At 72.5% G+C, this 18,266-nt stretch carries 21 protein-coding genes; 12 read left to right on the forward strand and 9 right to left on the reverse strand.

The window, feature by feature from the left end; all coding sequences use genetic code 11:
* Nucleotides 1-41 precede the first annotated feature (41 nt).
* The 6 genes from IEY69_RS14405 to IEY69_RS14430 all read right to left on the reverse strand — a co-directional run bounded on the left by IEY69_RS14405 (nucleotide 42) and on the right by IEY69_RS14430 (nucleotide 5,530).
* On the reverse strand, nucleotides 42-413 hold the full coding sequence (locus tag IEY69_RS14405; RefSeq protein ID WP_189073848.1) for a hypothetical protein: 372 nt from the start codon (nucleotides 411-413) through the stop codon (nucleotides 42-44).
* Between the two features lie 111 nt (nucleotides 414-524).
* Nucleotides 525-1,370 (reverse strand): 4-(cytidine 5'-diphospho)-2-C-methyl-D-erythritol kinase, encoded by an 846-nt coding sequence (locus tag IEY69_RS14410; protein WP_189073849.1) that lies wholly within the window; start codon nucleotides 1,368-1,370, stop codon nucleotides 525-527.
* Nucleotides 1,367-2,083 carry a 2-C-methyl-D-erythritol 4-phosphate cytidylyltransferase gene (gene ispD, locus IEY69_RS14415; RefSeq protein ID WP_229783984.1) on the reverse strand — a complete coding sequence of 239 codons (717 nt, stop codon included), beginning with the start codon at nucleotides 2,081-2,083 and terminating at the stop codon, nucleotides 1,367-1,369. Before ispD ends, IEY69_RS14410 begins: the two co-directional genes overlap by 4 nt.
* Nucleotides 2,080-2,646, reverse strand: coding sequence for a UbiX family flavin prenyltransferase (locus IEY69_RS14420; protein ID WP_189073850.1), 567 nt, complete (start codon nucleotides 2,644-2,646; stop codon nucleotides 2,080-2,082). The genes ispD and IEY69_RS14420 overlap by 4 nt, the downstream gene beginning before the upstream one ends.
* 185 nt (nucleotides 2,647-2,831) lie before the next feature.
* Nucleotides 2,832-4,928 carry a hypothetical protein gene (locus IEY69_RS14425; protein ID WP_229783985.1) on the reverse strand — a complete coding sequence of 699 codons (2,097 nt, stop codon included), beginning with the start codon at nucleotides 4,926-4,928 and terminating at the stop codon, nucleotides 2,832-2,834.
* A complete protein-coding gene (locus IEY69_RS14430; RefSeq protein ID WP_189073851.1) occupies nucleotides 4,925-5,530 on the reverse strand; it encodes a glycerol-3-phosphate acyltransferase in 606 nt (201 codons plus the stop codon). Before IEY69_RS14430 ends, IEY69_RS14425 begins: the two co-directional genes overlap by 4 nt.
* Before the next feature lie 54 nt (nucleotides 5,531-5,584).
* On the opposite strand from IEY69_RS14430, the gene IEY69_RS14435 reads away from it, so the two are divergent.
* Nucleotides 5,585-6,325: a HesA/MoeB/ThiF family protein gene (locus IEY69_RS14435; protein ID WP_189073852.1), complete on the forward strand. Its 741-nt coding sequence runs from the start codon at nucleotides 5,585-5,587 to the stop codon at nucleotides 6,323-6,325.
* Between the two features lie 193 nt (nucleotides 6,326-6,518).
* On the forward strand, nucleotides 6,519-6,878 hold the full coding sequence (locus IEY69_RS14440) for an HU family DNA-binding protein (protein ID WP_189073853.1): 360 nt from the start codon (nucleotides 6,519-6,521) through the stop codon (nucleotides 6,876-6,878).
* 59 nt (nucleotides 6,879-6,937) lie between these two features.
* Here the strand turns inward: IEY69_RS14440 and IEY69_RS14445 are convergent, their stop codons facing one another.
* Both IEY69_RS14445 and IEY69_RS14450 read right to left on the reverse strand, forming a co-directional pair.
* A complete protein-coding gene (locus IEY69_RS14445; protein ID WP_229783987.1) occupies nucleotides 6,938-7,588 on the reverse strand; it encodes a Crp/Fnr family transcriptional regulator in 651 nt (216 codons plus the stop codon).
* A gap of 29 nt (nucleotides 7,589-7,617) precedes the next feature.
* Nucleotides 7,618-7,848, reverse strand: coding sequence for a ferredoxin family protein (locus tag IEY69_RS14450; protein ID WP_189073854.1), 231 nt, complete (start codon nucleotides 7,846-7,848; stop codon nucleotides 7,618-7,620).
* Nucleotides 7,849-7,952: 104 nt separating this feature from the next.
* On the opposite strand from IEY69_RS14450, the gene IEY69_RS14455 reads away from it, so the two are divergent.
* Both IEY69_RS14455 and IEY69_RS14460 read left to right on the forward strand, forming a co-directional pair.
* Entirely contained in the window at nucleotides 7,953-8,369 is a 417-nt protein-coding gene (locus IEY69_RS14455; protein WP_189073855.1) for a DoxX family protein, read from the forward strand.
* A gap of 61 nt (nucleotides 8,370-8,430) precedes the next feature.
* On the forward strand, nucleotides 8,431-10,596 hold the full coding sequence (locus IEY69_RS14460; protein ID WP_189073856.1) for a putative bifunctional diguanylate cyclase/phosphodiesterase: 2,166 nt from the start codon (nucleotides 8,431-8,433) through the stop codon (nucleotides 10,594-10,596).
* A gap of 26 nt (nucleotides 10,597-10,622) precedes the next feature.
* Here IEY69_RS14460 and IEY69_RS14465 read toward each other — a convergent pair whose 3' ends face one another.
* Complete coding sequence (locus tag IEY69_RS14465) at nucleotides 10,623-11,180, reverse strand: hypothetical protein (protein ID WP_189073857.1); 558 nt, start codon at nucleotides 11,178-11,180, stop codon at nucleotides 10,623-10,625.
* 112 nt (nucleotides 11,181-11,292) lie between these two features.
* On the opposite strand from IEY69_RS14465, the gene IEY69_RS14470 reads away from it, so the two are divergent.
* From IEY69_RS14470 to IEY69_RS14505, 8 genes are all read left to right on the forward strand, one after another.
* Nucleotides 11,293-11,709: a hypothetical protein gene (locus tag IEY69_RS14470; protein WP_189073858.1), complete on the forward strand. Its 417-nt coding sequence runs from the start codon at nucleotides 11,293-11,295 to the stop codon at nucleotides 11,707-11,709.
* Between the two features lie 151 nt (nucleotides 11,710-11,860).
* Nucleotides 11,861-12,577, forward strand: coding sequence for an aminoacyl-tRNA hydrolase (pth, locus tag IEY69_RS14475; protein WP_189073934.1), 717 nt, complete (start codon nucleotides 11,861-11,863; stop codon nucleotides 12,575-12,577).
* Nucleotides 12,552-13,646, forward strand: a complete 1,095-nt coding sequence (locus IEY69_RS14480) for a M42 family metallopeptidase (RefSeq protein WP_229783988.1) — start codon at nucleotides 12,552-12,554, stop codon at nucleotides 13,644-13,646. The genes pth and IEY69_RS14480 overlap by 26 nt, the downstream gene beginning before the upstream one ends.
* A gap of 84 nt (nucleotides 13,647-13,730) precedes the next feature.
* Nucleotides 13,731-14,288: a DUF4126 domain-containing protein gene (locus IEY69_RS14485; RefSeq protein WP_189073859.1), complete on the forward strand. Its 558-nt coding sequence runs from the start codon at nucleotides 13,731-13,733 to the stop codon at nucleotides 14,286-14,288.
* A 268-nt stretch (nucleotides 14,289-14,556) separates the two neighbouring features.
* Nucleotides 14,557-14,940, forward strand: a complete 384-nt coding sequence (locus IEY69_RS14490) for a P-II family nitrogen regulator (RefSeq protein WP_189073860.1) — start codon at nucleotides 14,557-14,559, stop codon at nucleotides 14,938-14,940.
* Nucleotides 14,937-16,244, forward strand: a complete 1,308-nt coding sequence (locus IEY69_RS14495) for an ammonium transporter (RefSeq protein WP_189073861.1) — start codon at nucleotides 14,937-14,939, stop codon at nucleotides 16,242-16,244. The genes IEY69_RS14490 and IEY69_RS14495 overlap by 4 nt, the downstream gene beginning before the upstream one ends.
* A 257-nt stretch (nucleotides 16,245-16,501) precedes the next feature.
* A complete protein-coding gene (locus IEY69_RS14500; RefSeq protein ID WP_189073862.1) occupies nucleotides 16,502-16,879 on the forward strand; it encodes a P-II family nitrogen regulator in 378 nt (125 codons plus the stop codon).
* Complete coding sequence (locus IEY69_RS14505) at nucleotides 16,879-18,189, forward strand: ammonium transporter (protein ID WP_189073863.1); 1,311 nt, start codon at nucleotides 16,879-16,881, stop codon at nucleotides 18,187-18,189. The genes IEY69_RS14500 and IEY69_RS14505 overlap by 1 nt, the downstream gene beginning before the upstream one ends.
* Nucleotides 18,190-18,266 lie beyond the last annotated feature (77 nt).

Genomic DNA, 18,266 nt, shown 5'->3' on the forward strand with positions numbered 1-18,266 from the left:
GCGGTCAGTTCAAGCCGTTCAGTCCGTCTGGGAGATGCCGGTCAGAATTCCTCGTCCAGCAGGCTGCTGTTCGCCTGCACGCGCCGCGGGTGCAGCCCCAGCCGCTCGGTGAGCATCAGCAGCCCCTCGGTGCCCTCGCGGGACAGGCCCGACAGGAACGCGGTCGCCACCGTCGTCGAGAAGCACGGCTGCGGCGTGGGCTGCATGCAGTCCAGCACGCAGAACTCGAAGGCGCTGTCCTCCGGGCGGGACAGCTGGCGGGTCACGGCCGCGCCGTACCCGTTCGAGAACTGAAAGACCATGAGTTCCGCGCCGGGCAGCGTGTGCCGCTGCGGCAGCGTGCTGATCTGCTCGAAGGCAGCGGTCGGGACGAACAGGGTGGGATTGGTGATCAGGGTGGGCGAATGGGTCACGCTGAAGCTCCGTTGGCCACCACGGGGCGAAGAGTCAGGAACCACACGTGGGGTACCGGCAGGCTAACCCCACACGCCTTACCGGTCACTTACCTGACGCTTTCTGAAGATTCAGCCCAGCACCTGCGCGGGCTGCACCCAACAGCCGGGATGCCGCGCCGCCAGCAGCTGCGCCGCGTCGTGCGCGTGCGCGGCGTCCCGCGCCAGCGCGAAGCAGGTGCTGCCGGACCCGCTCATCAGCGCCGAGTGCAGCCCCGCGCCCGTCAGGGCCGCCAGCGCCTCGCGGATGGGCGCGTGGCGCGCCGCCACCGGGTCCTGCAGCGCGTTCAGGTAGGGAACGGGCCGCCCGTTCGACAGGGCCGCCAGGATCGCCTCGACATCCAGGGCGGGCGTGAAGCCCTCCTCGGCGTCCAGCCAGGCGTACGCGTCGCGGGCACTGACCGCCACGCCCGGGTTGAGCAGCACCAGCGCCACGCGCGGCACCGGGGTGGGGGACAGGACCTCGCCGACGCCCGACGCGACCGCCGCGCGGCCCAGCAGGAAGAACGGCACGTCCGCGCCCAGCCGCAGCGCCAGGCCCGGCAGGTCCACGCCCGCCGGGTACAGCCGCGCCAGCGCCATCAGCGTGGTCGCCGCGTCGCTGCTGCCGCCCCCCAGGCCCGACGCGAGCGGCAGTCGCTTGTGCAGCGTGATCGCCGCGCCGCCAGATACCCCCGCCGCGTCCAGGTACGCCCGGGCCGCGCGGAACACCAGATTGCCCTCGTCGGTGGGCAGGTCCGCGCCCTCGACGCGCAGGGTCAGCGTGTCGGAGGGGGCGATCTCCAGGTCGTCCCCGACGCTCAGGGGCACCATCAGCGAGTGCAGTTCGTGGTACCCGTCCGAACGCAGGTCCCGGACACTGAGGCCCAGGTTCACCTTGGCGGGCGCGAAGTACGTGACGGCAGCAGGGTCGCTCATGCCCCCCCAGCATCCCACACCGGGTCGGTCTCCCACACCTGCGCGTCCCACACCGGGGCCAGCGCCTGCGCCAGGGCCAGGTCGCCGGGCGTGGTCACCTTGAACAGCCGCGCGTCCCCCGGCACCAGCCGCACCGCGCCGCCCGTCCGGGCGATCAGGCCCGCGTCGTCCGTCGCCGCGAACCCGTCGGTCAGCGCGGCCTCGTGCGCGGCGAGCAGCAGGTCACGCCGGAACCCCTGCGGGGTCTGCACCGCCCACAGCCCCTCGCGCGGGGTGAGGGTGCCCCAGAGGGTGCCACAGTCGCCGCCCGGCCCGGCCCGCACCAGGGTGTCCGCCACCGGCAGCGCCGCCGTCGCCGCGCCCACCTCACGCGCCGCCGCGATCACGGCGCCCACCACCGCGCCCGGCAGGAAGGGCCGCGCCGCGTCATGCACCAGCACCACGTCCGCCCGCGTGGCGCGCAGCAGCGCCCGCACGCTCGCCTGCCGCGTGTCGCCGCCCGTCACGGCGCGCGCCGGAACGTCCTCCGGCAGGTCCAGGCCCGCCGGGAGCGCCACCAGCACCTCGTCCACGTGCGGGGCCAGCGCCGCCGCGCTGCGGCCCAGCAGGCTGCGGCCCGCGACCTCCACGAACGCCTTCGGCCCCAGCCCCAGCCGCGTGCCCGACCCCGCCGCCGGAATCAGCGCCGCGACCCGCACGCCCCCGGGCCTCACCCTTCCCCGTCGCGCCAGCGGCGGAAGCCCGGCACGTCCAGCCCGAACTGATCCAGCACCCGCGCCGTCACGAAATGCAGCAGCTCGTCCACGCTGCCCGGCGCGTGATAGAAGCCCGCGCTGGCCGTCATCACGGTCGCCCCCGCGTCATGCGCGGCAAGCATGTTCAGCAGCATCGGGCGCGGCAGCGGATCCTCACGCAGCACCAGCACCAGCCGCCGCCGCTCCTTCAGCGTCACGTGCGCCGCGCGCGCCACCAGATTGTCCGCGAACCCCTGCGCGACCTTCGCCAGCGTCCCCGCGCTGCACGGCACCACCAGCATCCCGTCCGTCCGGAACGACCCGCTCGCCACGCCCGCCGCCAGATCCCGGTCGTCATGCACGACCGACGCCAGCGCCGTCAGGTCCGCCAGCTGCGGCCCGGACCCCTCAGCCGTCATGACGCGCTTGGCGCCGCTGCTGACCACCAGATGCGACTCCACCCCCAGGTCACGCAGCGCCCGCAGGATCGACTCCGCGTACGGCATGCCGCTGCCACCCGACACCCCCACCACCAGCCTCACGAGGCCCCCCGCGCCGACGCGACCCTCAGCAGAGCAGGTTCCGGGCGTGAAGTGGGCCGCCCGGTGAGCTGCGCGGTCAACGGAACAGACGGAATCCACATCATGCCCGGCAGGCTAACAGGCCCGCGCCGCGCAGACGGTACGCCCGCGCGCCCTGCCGCCCAGGCCCCAGTTCAGGTCCCGGGTCAGGTCCCGGGGTCCAGCCGCTCGCGGGCCACGCGGCGCGCGTGCCGCACCTCGGCCAGCACGAACGCCAGCGTGTTCAGCGCGTACGTGCCCGCCAGCGCCCCCAGCAGCGCTGCCCGCGTGCCCACCAGCGGCAGGCCCGTGAAGGTCACCAGGCCCGACAGGGACAGCAGCCCCGCCACCAGCACTCCCCACGCGCCCAGCAGCACCCCACCCCACGGGGAATCCAGCAGCGACGCGCCCGGCAGCAGCAGGCCCAGCAGACGGAATCCGCCCGGACGCGACCGGTCCGCAGGCAGCGGCGTGCGCGGCAGCAGCAGCGACAGCACCAGCAGGGCCGCGAGCCCCGCCACGCCCAGCAGCGCCAGCCCCAGCCGCGCCGACCCGCCCGGCGACGGGTCCAGCAGCGCCAGCGGGTCGCGCATCGACGCCCGCAGCGTGACGCTCAGGTCCCCCGTGACCGCGCGGGTCAGGCTGCGCTGGTCCGGGTAGCACAGGCGCGGCTGGTCGGGCCGCAGCGTCTGCTGGAACGTCGCCTCGGGCGACGCGGGCTTCAGGCCCAGGTTGAACGCGGCGGCCATCAGGTCCGGCTGCGCCGCCAGCGCCGCCCGGAACCGCTCGCGCGCCTGCGGAGCGTCTCCACGGTCGCGGGCAATGACGCCCAGATTGTTCTGCGCGCACGCGTCCGGCAGCGTGGCGTACAGTTCGCGGGCGCGGGTGTCCTCGCCGTCCAGCTGCGCGCCCAGCGCGGTCAGCAGCGTCGCGTCCGGCCCGGGCCGACGGTTCAGGCCGTCCAGTTGCGCGTCCCACCAGCCTCCGCCGTACGTGCCGCTCGACAGCACCGGCGAACGCAGCGCCGCGCCCGCCAGGTTCGCCCACTGCACGCCGCCCAGCGTGGCCAGCAGCGCCAGCGCCAGCAGCGTCACGGTCAGGCGCTCGCTGGGCGACGCGTACGCCACGAACACCCGCCGCGCCCGCGCCAGGGGCCGCTGCACCCACGACCGGTACCGGCCACCCAGGGCGCGGGTATCGTCCGCCTGCGCCGGAAAGGCCCGCAGCGCCAGGGTCAGCAGCGCGGCGAGCAGACTGACGCCCAGCGCGAGACTCGCCAGGCGCGCCGCGTCCCGCACGGCCCCGAGGCCCTCCAGGCCCAGGTTGTATAGCGTGCCGACCCGCAGGGAACGCTCGAACTGCCGCCACTCGGCCGCCTCGCCCTCGCGGCCCTGGGCGTCCAGCGTCCGCGCGAACCGTTCGTACAGCGCCCCGCCGCCCTCGAACCGGGGGTGCAGGTCCCGCAGGTACGTCATCCACACGCCCGCGCGGTCCACGCGGCCCTGCGCGAGCAGCGTGCCCACGTACCCGCTGGGATTCCCGTACGCGCCCAGCGCCGCGCGGTTCACCGGGATCTCCGGGTCCAGGCCGCGCGCCGCGGCGTCCTCCTGCGCCTGCGTCAGGGCCAGGTCCGCCGCCGACGGAAACCCCGCGCCGTCCAGCCGCGCGGCCAGCTGCACCCACGCCGGGAACGGCAGCGGCCCGCTCAGGCTGCGCCGCACTAGGCTCAGCGCCGCGTACGGGTCCGGCTGAGCCTGCGCCAGCCGCAGCGCCAGAAACGGATTGAGCGGATCAAGGCGCGCCGCTGCCGCCAGTCCGGCCGGCGGCACCTGATCCGCCACGCTGGCCAGGTGCCCGGTCACGACCGGGTCGGGCGGCAGCACCACCCGCTCCTGCACGCCCAGCGTTCCGCCCTGCACGCTGAGCGTGAAGCGCTCGGTGACCCCGCCCAGCAGCGTGCTGACCGTGACGATCCCGCCGCCCGCATCCAGGCTGCTCACGATGCCCGGCAGGTCCGCGCGGCCGGTCACGACGCCCGCCGCGCCCAGCGCGTACACCGCAGGGCCCGCACCGATCAGCACGGTGGGCCCGACCTCCAGGGGACTGCTCAGCGGACCCAGGGCGTCCGGCAGGGTCCGCTGCCAGGTGCCGCCGCCCTCGTGGCGCAGCGTGCGGCCGTCCAGGGTGGTCGTGGCGGCCGCGCCGCCGGGCAGCGCCGCGCCCAGCAGCGCCAGCGTCAGGGCCGCGCGCCGGGCCGCCGTCACGCGCGCTCCAGGCGCAGCAGGTGCGCGGCCCGCACCGCCATGACCGCGCCACCCGCCAGCAGCGGCCAGAAGCCGCCGGTCAGGGCGCCCACCAGCAGGCCCACGGGCACCGCGACCGCCGTCGTGAACGGCACCGCGTTCAGTTTGACCCGGGCCTGCAGGGTGGCCTTGTAGGTGGGAATCACGACCGCCGCGGTCAGCAGCAGCGCCAGCAGCACGCCCGGCGTGAACACCAGCAGCGCCCCCAGCAGCGGAGCGATGCCCCCGCCGCCCCGGAAGCCGAAGAACGCGGGGTAGCAGTGCCCGGCCACGACCGCGCCCGTCACTAGGGCCGCCAGCGCCTCCCCGCCCTGCGGAACGAGCGCGCGGGCCAGCAGGGCCGCCAGCACGCCCTTGAGGATGTCACCCACCGTGACCAGCACCGCTGCGCCCCGCCCGAACTGCCGCCACGTGCCGCTCCCGCCCGGCAGGTCCCGGTCACGGATGTCCGCGCCCCGCGCCCGCGAGTACAGCACGCCACTGACCAGCGACCCCAGCAGGAACGCCGCCACCGTCACGAGCAGCGTGAGTGCGGGCGGCAGCGGGGCAGGCAGGTCAGGCATACGCCGCGCATTCTAGAGCGGCCCCGTCCCGCACGCGCCCGCTACACTGCCCGCATGCCCGGCCCGCTGACCCGCCCGGAACTGCGCCGCTACTCGCGGGCGCTTCTGGTCCCCGAATGGCTGGACGCCGGCGCGCAGGACCGCCTGAAGGCCGCGCACGTGCTCGTGGTCGGCGCCGGAGGCCTGGGCAGCCCGGTCATCGCCAGTCTGGCCGGGGCGGGCGTCGGCACCCTGACGGTTGCGGATGACGACCACGTGGACGTCAGCAACCTGCACCGCCAGACGCTGTACGCCACGCCCGACGTGGGCCGCGCCAAGGCAGAACTGGCCGCCGCGCGCGCCCAGACCATCAATCCCCACGTGCAGGTGCGGGTCGCGCCGCGCGTCACGCCAGGCACCCTGCCCGCGCTGCTGGACGGCGTGACCCTCGTCGTGGACGCCACCGACAACTTCGAGACGCGGTACCTGATCGCCGACACCTGCGCCGCGCAGGGCCGCGAATGGATCTGGGGCGCGGCCAGCGGCACCACGGGCATGGTCAGCGTGTTCGGCCCCCACGCGGGCCTGCGCGACGTGTTCCCCGACCCCGGCGACGACCTCAGCTGCGACGAGGCCGGCGTGCTCGGCCCGGTCCCCGCCCTGACCGGGCAGCTCATGGCGCTGGAGGCCCTGAAGGTCCTGGGCGGTGTGGGCGAGCCGCTGCGCGGACGCCTGTGGACGTTCGACGCTCTGAGCGGCCGCGCGCGGACCCTCACGCTGCGGGCCCCTGACCGGCCGCGCGCGGACCCGCGGTAACGGCCCGCGCTCCCCGGTGCGAGGTGGTTCCACGCCGACCGGCGGTAGGGGAGGGCTGCACCCCCGCTGGGCGCACCTCCAGCCCCTCTTGACGCCCGGCGCAGCTGTGTTACTGTGCGGCTGAGCCCACAATTCAACCGCGTTCGCCCTGTGCCGCTCGCTGTTCCCACTTCAGTCTTTGGAGGTTGCACGTATGGCCAAGAGCACCAAGCCCGCCGCGAAGAAACCCGCCCCCGCCAGGAAAGGCGCGGCGAAACCCGCCCCGAAAGCCGAGGCCGGGAAGATCGCCAAGACCCAGATCATCGACATGGTCGCCGACAAGACCAGCCTGAACAAGAAACAGGCCGGGGACGCCGTCGCCACCGTCATCGACTGCATCGTCGAGGCCCTGCGCGGCGGCAGCAGCGTCGGCATGCCCGGCCTGGGCACCCTGAGCGTCACGCAGACCGCCGCCCGCACCGGCGTCAGGCCCGGCACCAGCGAGCGCATCACCATTCCCGCCGGGAAGAAGGTGCGCTTCAAGGTCGCCACGACCCTCAAGGGCACCCTCTAACCCAGCCCTGCCCAGGCGCGGCCCCTGCCGGACGGTGGGGGCCGCGCCTGCATCGCCCACTAACCGGGCAGGCGGCGGCGCAACTGCGCCTCCTCCAGCGCCACCACTTCCCGGCGGCGCAGGGTGATGAGCCCCTGCCGGTACAGATCCCCCAGGTGGCGGCTGACGAGTTCCGGCACCGTGCCCAGCTGCGCGGCCAGCGCCGAGTTGGTCGGCAGGACGTGCGGCCCGCGCGCCAGCAGGTACCCGATCAGCCGGGCGTGCACCGGCGTGCTCAGCAGGTCCAGGCGGGCCTCGGCGCTGCGGGTCTGCGCGGCCAGCAGGGTCAGGGCCGAGTCCGCCAGACGCGGGTCACGCAGCGTCCACTGGCGCAGGGACGCGCCGGGGAGTGCCAGCAGCTGACTGCGCGGAGCGCTGCCCACGGCGTCCTCCGCGAACGTGGCCGCCTGCCCCAGGACGTCCCGGAGGCCCAGCAGGTGCCCGGCCGCGTTCACGGGGACGCTGAGGCTGCGCCCGCCTGCCTGGGGGCGCGTGAGATGCACTTCACCCTGAAGCAGGATGAACGCGGTGCTCACCGGGTCGCCGCAGTGCCACAGAAACGTCCCCCGGCGCAGGTCCACCGGCGCGGCCAGCGCCGCCAGCTGCGCCAGCGTTCCGGGCGCCGCATGACGCAGCAGCGGCGAGACTCGCAGGGCGTCCGGGAGGATCACGGGTCCGATCCTGCCACGGGCGGCGCGGCTCAGGGCGTCAGGCCGAGCGCGGTCCGGGCGTACGCCAGCGCGCCGGGCGCCTCGCGGCCCTCCACGATGGCCTGCGCGGGGCAGACGACCGCGCAGGCGCCGCAGTCGATGCACTCGTCCGGGTGAATCACGAACTGATCCCCCGCGTCGTGAATGCAGGCCATGGGGCAGACGTCCAGGCAGGCGCCGTCGCGGACGCCCGCGCAGCGGGAGGTGATCGCGTCACTCATGCCCTCAGCCTGGGGCCGCCCGGGCACGGTGCCCATGACTTTGGTCAAGGCGGGCGGGGGCTTCCTGTCATGTGCCGGGGCGGCCGCCTGACTACCGTGAGGGGATGACCTCCGGATCTTCTGCTTCAACCCGCCGCGCCGCGGCGCGCCTGCTGCTGGGCGGGCTGATGACCCTGGCCGGCGTGGGCCACCTGACGGCGCAGCGGCAGGAATTTCAGGCGCAGGTGCCCACCTGGCTGCCGGTGAACAAGGACGCCGTGGTGCTGGGGTCCGGCGTGGCCGAGATCGCGCTGGGCGCAGCGATGCTCTCCGGCGTGCAGCGCCGCAGGGTGGGGCTGGCGCTGGCGGCGTTCTTCGTGGCGATCTTCCCGGGGAACGTGTCGCAGTACGTGTCGCGGCAGAGTGCCTTCGGGCTGGACAGCGACCGCAAGCGGCTGGCGCGGCTGTTCTTCCAGCCGGTGCTGGTCGCGTGGGCGCTGTGGAGTACCGGCGCGCTGCGGCGGGACCGCCCCGCAGATTAAGGGGCGTTCACGGTCGGTGGGGGTCAATGTTCTGTGAGGAGCCGCCCCGTACGCTGACCGCATGTTGACCCGCCTGACTGCCGCGATCGCGTCTGCGACTCAGCCCGGTGGGGCGGGACTGGCCGAAGCGGTCCTGAGCATCACGGACACCCTGGTGGTGGTCCTGGACCCACAGGGGCGCGTGGTGAGGTTCAACGCGGCGGCCGAGGCGCTGTCCGGCTACAGCTTCGAGGAGCTGCGCGGGCAGGTGCTGTGGCCGTTCGTGCTGCCGGAACCCGAGGTCGAGGGCGTCGTGGCGACCTTCGAGGCGCTGACCGCCGGGGACTTCCCGAACCGCTACGAGAACCACTGGCGCACCCGTGAGGGCCACCTGCGGTACATCCTGTGGTCGAACACGGCGCTGCTGGACGCACGCGGCCGGGTGGCCCTGGTCGTGGCGACCGGCGTGGACGTCACGCGGGAACGCGACGAGCGCCGCGCCCGGCAGGAAAGCGAGGACCGGTTCCGGGTGCTGTTCGAACGGTCCGCGGACGGCGTCGTGCTGATCGACCCGAACGACCCCCAGGTGCCGTGGCGGATCGTCGACTGCAACGAGGCGTTCTGCCGCATGAACGGCTACGAACGCCACGAACTGGTCGGGCAGTCCATCGATCTGCTGCACCCGTACCCCATGATGGTCGAGGACGGCCCGGACCTGCTCGCCTGGATCCGCGAGGAGCAGCAGGTGCACGGCGAGGGCTCCCACCTGCACCGGGACGGCTCGGTGTTCCCCATCGAGAGTGCCAGCAGCCTGGTCAGCGTCGGGGGGCGCGAGATGATCCTGGGGCAGGACCGCGACATCCGCGACCGCAAGCGCACCGAGGAGCAGCTGAGGCTGCTGGCGGCCCAGCTGGCGCACGACTCGCAGCATGACGCGCTGACCGGACTGCCCAACCGCACGCTGATGCTCGACCGGCTGCAGATGGAACTGCGCCGCCTGGCCCGTGACGAGCGGGCGCTGGCGGTCATCTCGATCAACCTCGACGGGTTTCGCCGCGTGAACGACACGCTGGGTCACGCGGTGGGAGACGCCGTGCTGCGCGAAGTCGCTCAGCGTCTTCAGGAGGACGTGCGGCCCTCGGACACCGTGGCGCGCCTGGGCGGGGACGAGTTCGTGGTGCTGCTGCCCGATGTCGGCGGGCGCTCTGAGGCGGCGGGCGTGGCACGCCGCCTGCAGGGCGTGCTGGCCGCGCCGTTCCACGTGGACGGCACGCCGGTGACCGTGCGGTGCAGCATGGGCGTGGCGGTCAGCCCGCCGGACAGCAGCCTCCCGGCGAACCTGCTGCGGCAGGCGGATCTGGCCATGACCCAGGCCAAGCGGGAAGGCAAGAACAGCGTGCAGTTCTTCCGGAAGTCCATGGACGCCGCGGTGCACGGCCAGCTGCACCTGGAAAACCGGCTGCGGCACGCACTGCAGGACGGGGGTCTGCACCTGCACTACCAGCCGCAGGTGGACACCGCGACGGGCGCTCTGCTGGGCTTCGAGGCGCTGGTGCGCTGGACGGATCAGCAGCTGGGTCTGGTGTCCCCGGCGCGGTTCGTGCCGCTGGCGGAGGAGGCCGGGCTGATCGGCGACCTGGGGGCCTGGGTGCTGGACGAAGCGTGCCGTCAGGCGGCCGCGTGGAGCCTGCGGGTGCCGGTCGCGGTGAACGTCTCGGCGCTGGAGGTCGCGCAGGAGGACTTCACGCAGCGCGTTCACGACACGCTGCGCCGTCACGGCCTGGACGGCGGTCAGCTGAAACTGGAGATCACCGAGCGCCTGACGGTGCAGGACCTGCAGCGGGCGGCGCGGCAGCTGGCGCAGGTGCAGGCGCTGGGCGTGCAGCTGTCGCTGGATGACTTCGGGACGGGGCAGTCGTCGGTCAGTACGCTGCTGCAGCTGCCGCTGAACGAACTGAAACTGGACCGCTCACTGATCACGGGCATCGCGGAGTCCCCCATCGAGCAGCGGGTGGTGGGCGCCCTGATCGGCCTGGGCCGCAGTCTCAACCTGACCGTGATCGTCGAGGGCGTGGAGACCCCCGAGCAGATGCAGGCGCTGCGGAACCTGGGGTGCGGCGCCGTGCAGGGGTACCTGACGGGACGCCCGGGCCCGGCGAGCATGTGGACCCCGCACCTGACGGCCGGGGCGCCGCTCGACGTCGCGGCGGCCGGACTGGGCGGCGAGGGCGGCGCCCTGCTGAACTGACCCGTCCGGGCAGACCGGGCGCCGCGTCAGTGGGCGGGCCAGTCGGGCGTGGCCCACTGGTCCAGCTGACCGCCGGGCCGCAGGCGATGGACGCGCAGACTGACCGGGCCGCGCAGCAGGTCCTCAAGCTCCAGGCGGTCGAGGTCGCACGCGAGATTCAGCTGCGCCTGGATGACGCCCCCGCGCGCGATCAGCAGGGTGCCGCTGGGCCAGCGGGTCACGGCGTCCCGCAGCGCGCGGGCATCGCGCTGAGCGGAGGGGCGCAGGTGCAGCAGGTGCGCGGCGCGGCGCACGCTGACGCCCAGCAGGTCGCGGTCCGGCTGCCAGGGGTGTGCGTCGGCTCGCCGTCCGGGGGCGCGGAAGGTCAGGTGGGCGCCCAGCAGGCGGGCCGCGTCGCGCAGCGTGGCGCGCAGCACGTCGTCGGGGGTGCGGGCATGCAGGTGGGCCAGCCGCGCGTCCAGCCGGGCCAGGGCCGCGGTGGGTAGCGTCTGGGCGTACTGCGGCGGGTGGAACGCGACGGTCACGTGGGGCGTGGTCGGGCCGGTGGCGCGCGGGTCAGGGTCGCGGGGCGGGGGGTCCGTCATGGGGTCTCCCGGTGGGTGAGTGGGTGCGCCTCATCCTGACACGGACCGGGGCGGGCGGCATGAAGATCCGGGGGCATGCGGGGTTCTGGCGCTGCTTGCTACGCTGGGGGGTATGACTGACGCTCCCACTGACGCAGACGTGCGCGCGAAACTCACGGCGCTCGTTCCGGCCCTGCGGCACTTTCACTCGGCGTTGCTGGACGTCGCCAAGGGCGAGTACGAGTTCATGAACGGCCCCGTGAAGGGTCCGTTCGAGCTGTACTCGCTGGTGATGAACCACCCGCAGTTCCAGTGGCTGCGGCCCCTGTCGGGCCTGATGGCCACCCTGGACGAGGTGCTGGACGCCAGGGACACCACCCTGACCGAACGGAACCTGACGGACGTGCGTCAGGCGCTGGGGCTGCTGTTCGCCGAGACCGACACCCGCTTCGCGGAGTTCCGCGGCGGGTACAACCGCGCGAAGGGCGACGCCCGCGTGCGCGAGACCGAATCGAAGTGGCGCGAACTGCTGGGGGGCATCCAGGCGTAAGCCGGGTTATGTCAGGGATTCCGTCTGTTTCGTTCCACCACCGGGACCGCTCCGGTGGTTTCACTCCACGCCCGGCATCCGCCCTGCTCCTTCTTGCATCCACGCGGGTGAACCGGGCTGACCAGCCCGGTTCACCGGAGTCGGCATGAGCGTGAAGATCATCGTGGGCCTGGGCAATCCGGGCGCGCAGTACGCACAGACGCGGCACAACGTGGGCTGGCTGGTGCTGGACGAACTGGCCCGCCGCGCCGGGGCGTCCTGGCGCAAGGAGGGCAGGGACGCCGAGGTCGCCGAGGTCCGTCTGGGCTCTGGGGTGGGCGCGAAGGTGCTGCTGGTGCGGCCCCTGACGTTCATGAACGCGTCCGGGAAGGCGGTGGCGCCGCTGATGTCGTTCTACAAGCTGGGCGGCGAGTCGCTGCTGGTGCTGCAGGACGACCTGGACAGTCCGTTCGGGCTGCTGCGCGTGCGGATGGGCGGGCGGCACGGTGGGCAGAACGGCGTGCGGGACATCATCCGGCTGCTGGGGCACGAGGCCTTCGCGCGGGTGAAGGTCGGGATCTCGCGCCCACCGGCGGGCTGGGAGGTGCCGGACTGGGTGCTGAGCCGCTGGCGTGACGAGGAGAAGGCCGATCTGGCGGAACTCGTGCGCCTGGCGGCGAACGCCGCCGAGGTCTGGGCTACGTCCGGGCTGGCGGAGGCGCAGGGGCAGTTCAACGGAACGGACCTGCGCCCGAAACCGCCCGCCCCGGCTAAACCTCCGAAACCTGCCGCGGACGGAGAGGCCGTCCCGGTTGGGCGAACCCCGCAGGACAATCCTTTAACGTCGGCGCATACTGGCGGGCGTGTCGAAAAAACAGAAGAAGGCTGACGCGGCCCCCGCCCCGTCCACCGTGACGGACCTGCGCCTGGACCTCCTGATGCGCCTGTCGGACCTGCCGGGCGTCCCCGGGCAGGAGGACGCCGTGCGCGACCTCGTGCTGGCCGAACTGGACGGCCTGGTCGACGAGGTCCGCGTGGACGCCCTGGGGAACGTCATCGCCCGCCGCGCGCCCCGCGTGAAGAAGGGCGAGGTGGCCGAGCGCGTGATGATCAGCGCGCACATGGACGAGATCGGCTTCCTGGTGCGCTTCATCGACGACCGCGGGTACCTGCGCGTGCAGGCGCTGGGCGGGTTCGATACCCGCAATCTCTTCGCGCGGAACGTCACGGTCCACGCGCGCGGCGGGGCGCTGCCGGGCATCATGACGCCCGGCGGGAAACCCGTGCACATCGCGACTCCCGAGGAACGCAAGAAGATCCCCGAGGTGAAGGAGTTCATCATCGACCTGGGCCTGAATGCCGAGGAGGTCCGCGCGCAGGTGCGCATCGGCGACATGGTCACCCTGGACCAGACGGCCCGGCAGGTCGGGCGGCTGGTGTGCGGCAAGGCCATGGACGACCGCGCCAGCGTGTTCCTGCTCCTGGAGACCCTGCGCGCCCTACGGGACGCCCCGCCCCGGCACGAACTGATCGCCGTGTTCAGCACCCAGGAGGAGGTCGGCCTGCGCGGCGCGATCACCGCCGCGTACGGCGTGCAACCCACCGTCGGCATCGGACTGGACGTCACCCTGGCCGTCGATACGCCCGGCGTCGGCCCGGATGAGGCCGTGACCACCATGGGGCAGGGCATCGGCATCAAGGTGTTCGACTCCAGCATGATCTCGCACCGCCCGCTGGTCGATCAGTTCTGGGATCTGGCGCAGGAGCGCGGCATTCCCGCGCAGCTGGAGGTCCTGGCGCTCGGTGGCACGGACGGCGCGGCCATCCAGCGCAGCCGCGAGGGCGTACCCACCCTGACCCTCAGCCTCCCCACCCGCTACATCCACACCATCGTGGAAGCCGTGCACGTGGACGACCTGCGCGCCGGCGTGAACCTGCTGGTCGCCTACCTGCGCTGAACTGCCCCTGACCCTGTTGCGTCAGGGTTCACCCAACGCCGCCCCCTGGCAACCGGGGGGCGGCGCGGGTCGTAATGGGGGCGTATGGAACTCCTGTCCGGTCTGCTGTCGTCGCTGGGTCTGTCGGGTGCGGCGGGCCTGAACGCGTTCATTCCGCTGCTGCTGGTGGGGCTGCTGTCCCGCGCGGACATCATTCAGCTGAACGCGCCGTTCGACCTGCTGGCGAACCCGTGGGTGCTGCTGGGCGTGGCGGTGGTCGGCGCGCTGGATTTCGTGGGGGACAAGATTCCGGGGGTGGATCACGTGCTGCACGTGGCGGGTGGGGTGGTGAACGCGGCGGCGGGCGCGGTGCTGTTCGCGGCGCAGTCGGGCGTGGCGGACGTGCCTCCGGCGCTGAGCATGGCGCTGGGTCTGATCGTGGCGGGGGGGGTGCAGGCGACCCGCACGGCGGTGCGGCCGGTGGCGACGGCCACGACGGCGGGGCTGGGGAACCCGGTGGTCAGTTCGGTGGAGGACGGCACGAGTCTGCTGCTCAGTGCGCTGGCGGTGTTCGCGCCTCTGCTGGCCGCCCTGCTGCTGGTCGTGATCGTGGTCGGTGTGTACCGTTTCTGGTCGGCGCGACGTTCCCGGCGGCTGATCTAGCGGCGCGGCGGGTGGGGGAGGGGAGAGGCGAGCGGGTGGCCTCTCCTCTCTGCGTTGTGGGGGGGCGCGTGCGGGTTGTGTGCGGTTTGCGGTGCACGCTGCACAGATTCGTACCGGGCTGGTACCCCTGCCCGCAGATTCACTGCGGTTTGTCCTTGGGAATCTAGCCAAATGTTCGAATAAATTTTGACATTCTGCACTCATCTTCCTAAGCTGGGGGCATGCAGGGATGCGGTCACTGCAAATTGCGCGGCAAAAAGGAGACGCCATGAAACTGGTCACGGCTGTCATCAGGCCCGAACGGGTCCAGCAGGTCAAGGAAGCCCTCTTCCAGGCGGGCATCAGCGGCATCACCCTCGGACGCGTCAGCGGGCACGGGGGCGAGCAGGAAATCGTGGAGCACTACCGCGGCACCCGCGTGATGGTCGAGTTCCGCGACAAGGTCGAGGTCCGCATGGCCGTCAGCGAACCCTTCGTGCAGGCTGCCATCGACGCCATCTGCCACGGCGCCCGCACCGGCGAGGTCGGCGACGGCAAGATCTTCGTCCAGCCGCTCGAACAGGTCGTGCGGATCCGCACCGGCGAGCGCGACAACGCCGCCCTGACCCCCGTCACCGAGACCCGCCTCACCCCCACAGGAGTGAACCCATGACCCACCTCCGCAAGACCCTTCCGCTGGCCCTGATGCTGGGCGGCGCGGCCCTCGCGCAGACCGAGGCGCCCAAACTCGACACCGGCGACACCGCCTGGATGATCGTCGCCTCCGCGCTGGTCCTCCTCATGACCCCCGGCCTCGCCTTCTTCTACGGCGGCCTGAGCCGCACCCAGAGCGTCCTGAACACCATGATGATGAGCGTCGTGTGCATCGGGCTGGTCGGCGTGCTGTGGCTGCTCGGTGGGTACTCCATCGCGTTCGCGCCCGGCGGGAACGCCTTCTTCAGCGGCCTGAGCAACTTCGGCTTTGGCGGCCTGGCCGGGCAGCTGACCGGGACCATCCCCAGCTACATCTTCGCGGCCTTCCAGGCGATGTTCGCGATCATCGCCGTCGCCCTGATCAGCGGTGCGGTCATCGAGCGCATGCGCTTCGGGGCCTTCGTGCTGTTCGGCGGTCTCTGGAGCCTGCTGATCTACGCCCCGCTGGCCCACTGGGTCTGGAACGCGGACGGCTGGCTGTTCAAGATGGGCGCGCTGGACTTCGCGGGCGGCACCGTCATCCACATCGCCGCCGGAGTCAGCGGACTGGTCGCCGCGTCCGTGCTGGGCGCCCGCATCGGCTTCCCCAAGACCGCGCACGTCCCCCACAACGTCCCCTTCGTGCTGCTAGGCGCGGGCCTGCTGTGGTTCGGCTGGATGGGCTTCAACGCGGGCAGCGCCCTGGCCGCCAACCAGACCGCCGCGCTGGCCTTCATGACCACCCTGATCGCCCCCGCCGCCGCGATGCTCACCTGGCTGGGCCTGGAAAGTGTGCGCACTGGCAAACCCACCGCCGTGGGCGCGGCCACCGGACTGGTCGTCGGTCTGGTCGCCATCACCCCCGCCTGCGCCTTCGTCTCCCCGCTGGCCTCGGTGCTGGTCGGCGTGCTGGGCGCCGCCGCGAGCTTCGCTGCCGTGCAGCTCAAGACCCGCATGAAGGCCGACGACGCGCTGGACGTCTTCGCCTGCCATGGCGTCGCCGGGATCGTCGGCGCGCTGCTGACCGGCGCGCTGGCCTGGACGACCGGAGCGGGCAAACCCGTCGGCGAGCAGATGGTCATCCAGATCATCGGAGTGGCCGCCGCCGTCGCCTGGACCGGGCTGGGCTCGTTCATCCTGCTGAAACTGGTCGGGCTGGTCATGCCGCTGCGCGTTCCCGTCAGCCAGGAGATCGCCGGGATCGACGTCAGCGCCCACAGCGAGCAGGGCTACTCCGACAGCGAGACCGGCCTGGGTGCCCCCGTCTTCGTCGGCGGCGACTGAAGTCCCCCTGCGTCACCTCTTCTGCTCCTTCCTCTGACCTCCACGGGGCCTGACCCGGCCTGAGTCCAAACAAGACCCTCCACGTCCGCTGGCCCCCGACCGCATCCCCGGGGGCCAGCACTTTGTCTACCCCAGAAAGGCCAGATGACGTCTGGATAGATGACAATCTGCGCACCAACCCCGTGATTCCTGCACGGGTAGATCTTCATGTTGGACAAATCTGCACTTTGGCCTTGACGGCCCGGTACCCTCGGGGCATGAAACTGGTCACGGCCGTCGTCCGGCCCGAACGGGTCCAGCAGGTCAAGGAAGCCCTCTTTCAGGCGGGCATCAGCGGCATCACCCTCTCGCGCGTCAGCGGGCACGGCGGCGAACAGTCCGTCGTGGAGCACTACCGCGGCACCCGCGTCATGGTGGAATTCCACGACAAGGTCGAGTTCCGCATGGTCGTCAGCGAACCCTTCGTGCAGGCCGCCATCGACGCCATCTGCAAGGGCGCGCGGACCGGCGAGGTCGGCGACGGCAAGATCTTCGTGCAGGCCATGGAACGCGTGATCCGCATCCGGACCGGCGAGGAGGACACGGCCGCCCTGACGCCCGTCACCGAGACCAAACTCAGCCCGGACCAGCCCTGATGCGCCGCACGTGGCCCCTCCTGACTCTGCTGGGCGGCAACGCCGCCGCGCAGACCCCCACCTTCAGCGGCGCCGACACGGCCTTCATCCTGCTGTGCTCGGCCCTAGTCCTGCTGATGACCCCCGGCCTCGCCATCTTCTACGGCGGCCTGGTCCGCGCGGGCAGCGTCCTGAACACCATGATGATGAGCTTCGCCGCGCTGGGCATCGCCAGCGTTGCCTGGGTCGCCGTCGGCTACACCCTGGCCTTCGGCCCCGGCGGGAACGCCCTAATCGGCGGCCTGAGCCACGCGGGCCTGGGGAACATGGCCGGTGAACTGACCGGCACCATCCCCACCCCGCTGTTCGCGGTCTTCCAGATCCTCTTCGCGGTCATCACCCTGGCGGTCGTCAGCGGCAGCGTCGTCGAGCGCATGCGCTTCCCGGCGTTCGTGCTGTTCGGAACGCTGTGGGTGCTGCTGATCTACGCCCCGCTGGCCCACTGGGTCTGGAGCAGTGACGGCTGGCTGTTCAAGCTGGGCCTGCTGGACTTCGCGGGCGGCACCGTCGTCGAGGTCGCGTCCGGCGTCAGCGGTCTCGTCGCCGCGCTGGTCCTCGGGCCGCGCCTGGGCTTCCCGCGCATGGTCAGTGTGCCGCACAACGTCCCGCTGGTGCTGCTGGGCACCGGCCTGCTGTGGTTCGGCTGGCTGGGCTTCAACGCGGGCAGCGCCCTGGCCGCCGGGCAGACCGCCGCGTACGCCCTGCTGAACACCAACACCGCCGCCGCCGCCGCGCTGCTCGTGTGGCTGCTGTGGGACCAGCTGCGCGGCGGGAAACCCACCGCCATCGGCGCCGCGACCGGCGCGGTCGTCGGGCTGGTCGCCATCACGCCCGCCTGCGGCTTCGTCACGCCCGGCGGCGCGCTGCTGATCGGCGCGGTCGCCAGCACCGTCTCGTGGTTCCTGGTCGCCAACAAGCACCGCCTGCTGCCCGACGACGCGCTGGACGTCTTCGCCTGCCACGGCACCGCCGGGATCGTGGGCACGCTCCTGACCGGCGTGCTCGCCAGCCCGGCCATCAACCCCGCCGGGACGGGCCTGCTCGCCGGGAACCCCGCGCAGGTCGGCAAGCAGCTGATCGGCGTGCTGGCCGCCGCGGCCCTGGCGGGCGCCGGCACCTTCGTCCTGCTGAAACTCACGGCGCTCATCACCCCGCTGCGCCTGACCCAGCAGCAGGAGGTGCGCGGGGTGGACCTCAGCGAACACCAGGAAGAGGGGTACCAGGAAGCGCAGAGCCCGCTGGCCGCCCCGGTGTTCGTCGGGAACGACTGACCGCAGACCTCGGGGGCCATGAGGATGAGCCCCACGGCCCCCGAGCTGAACACCGCTGTGAAATCCCGCGCACTTGC

The organism is Deinococcus sedimenti, assembly GCF_014648135.1.
Taxonomy (GTDB): domain Bacteria; phylum Deinococcota; class Deinococci; order Deinococcales; family Deinococcaceae; genus Deinococcus; species Deinococcus sedimenti.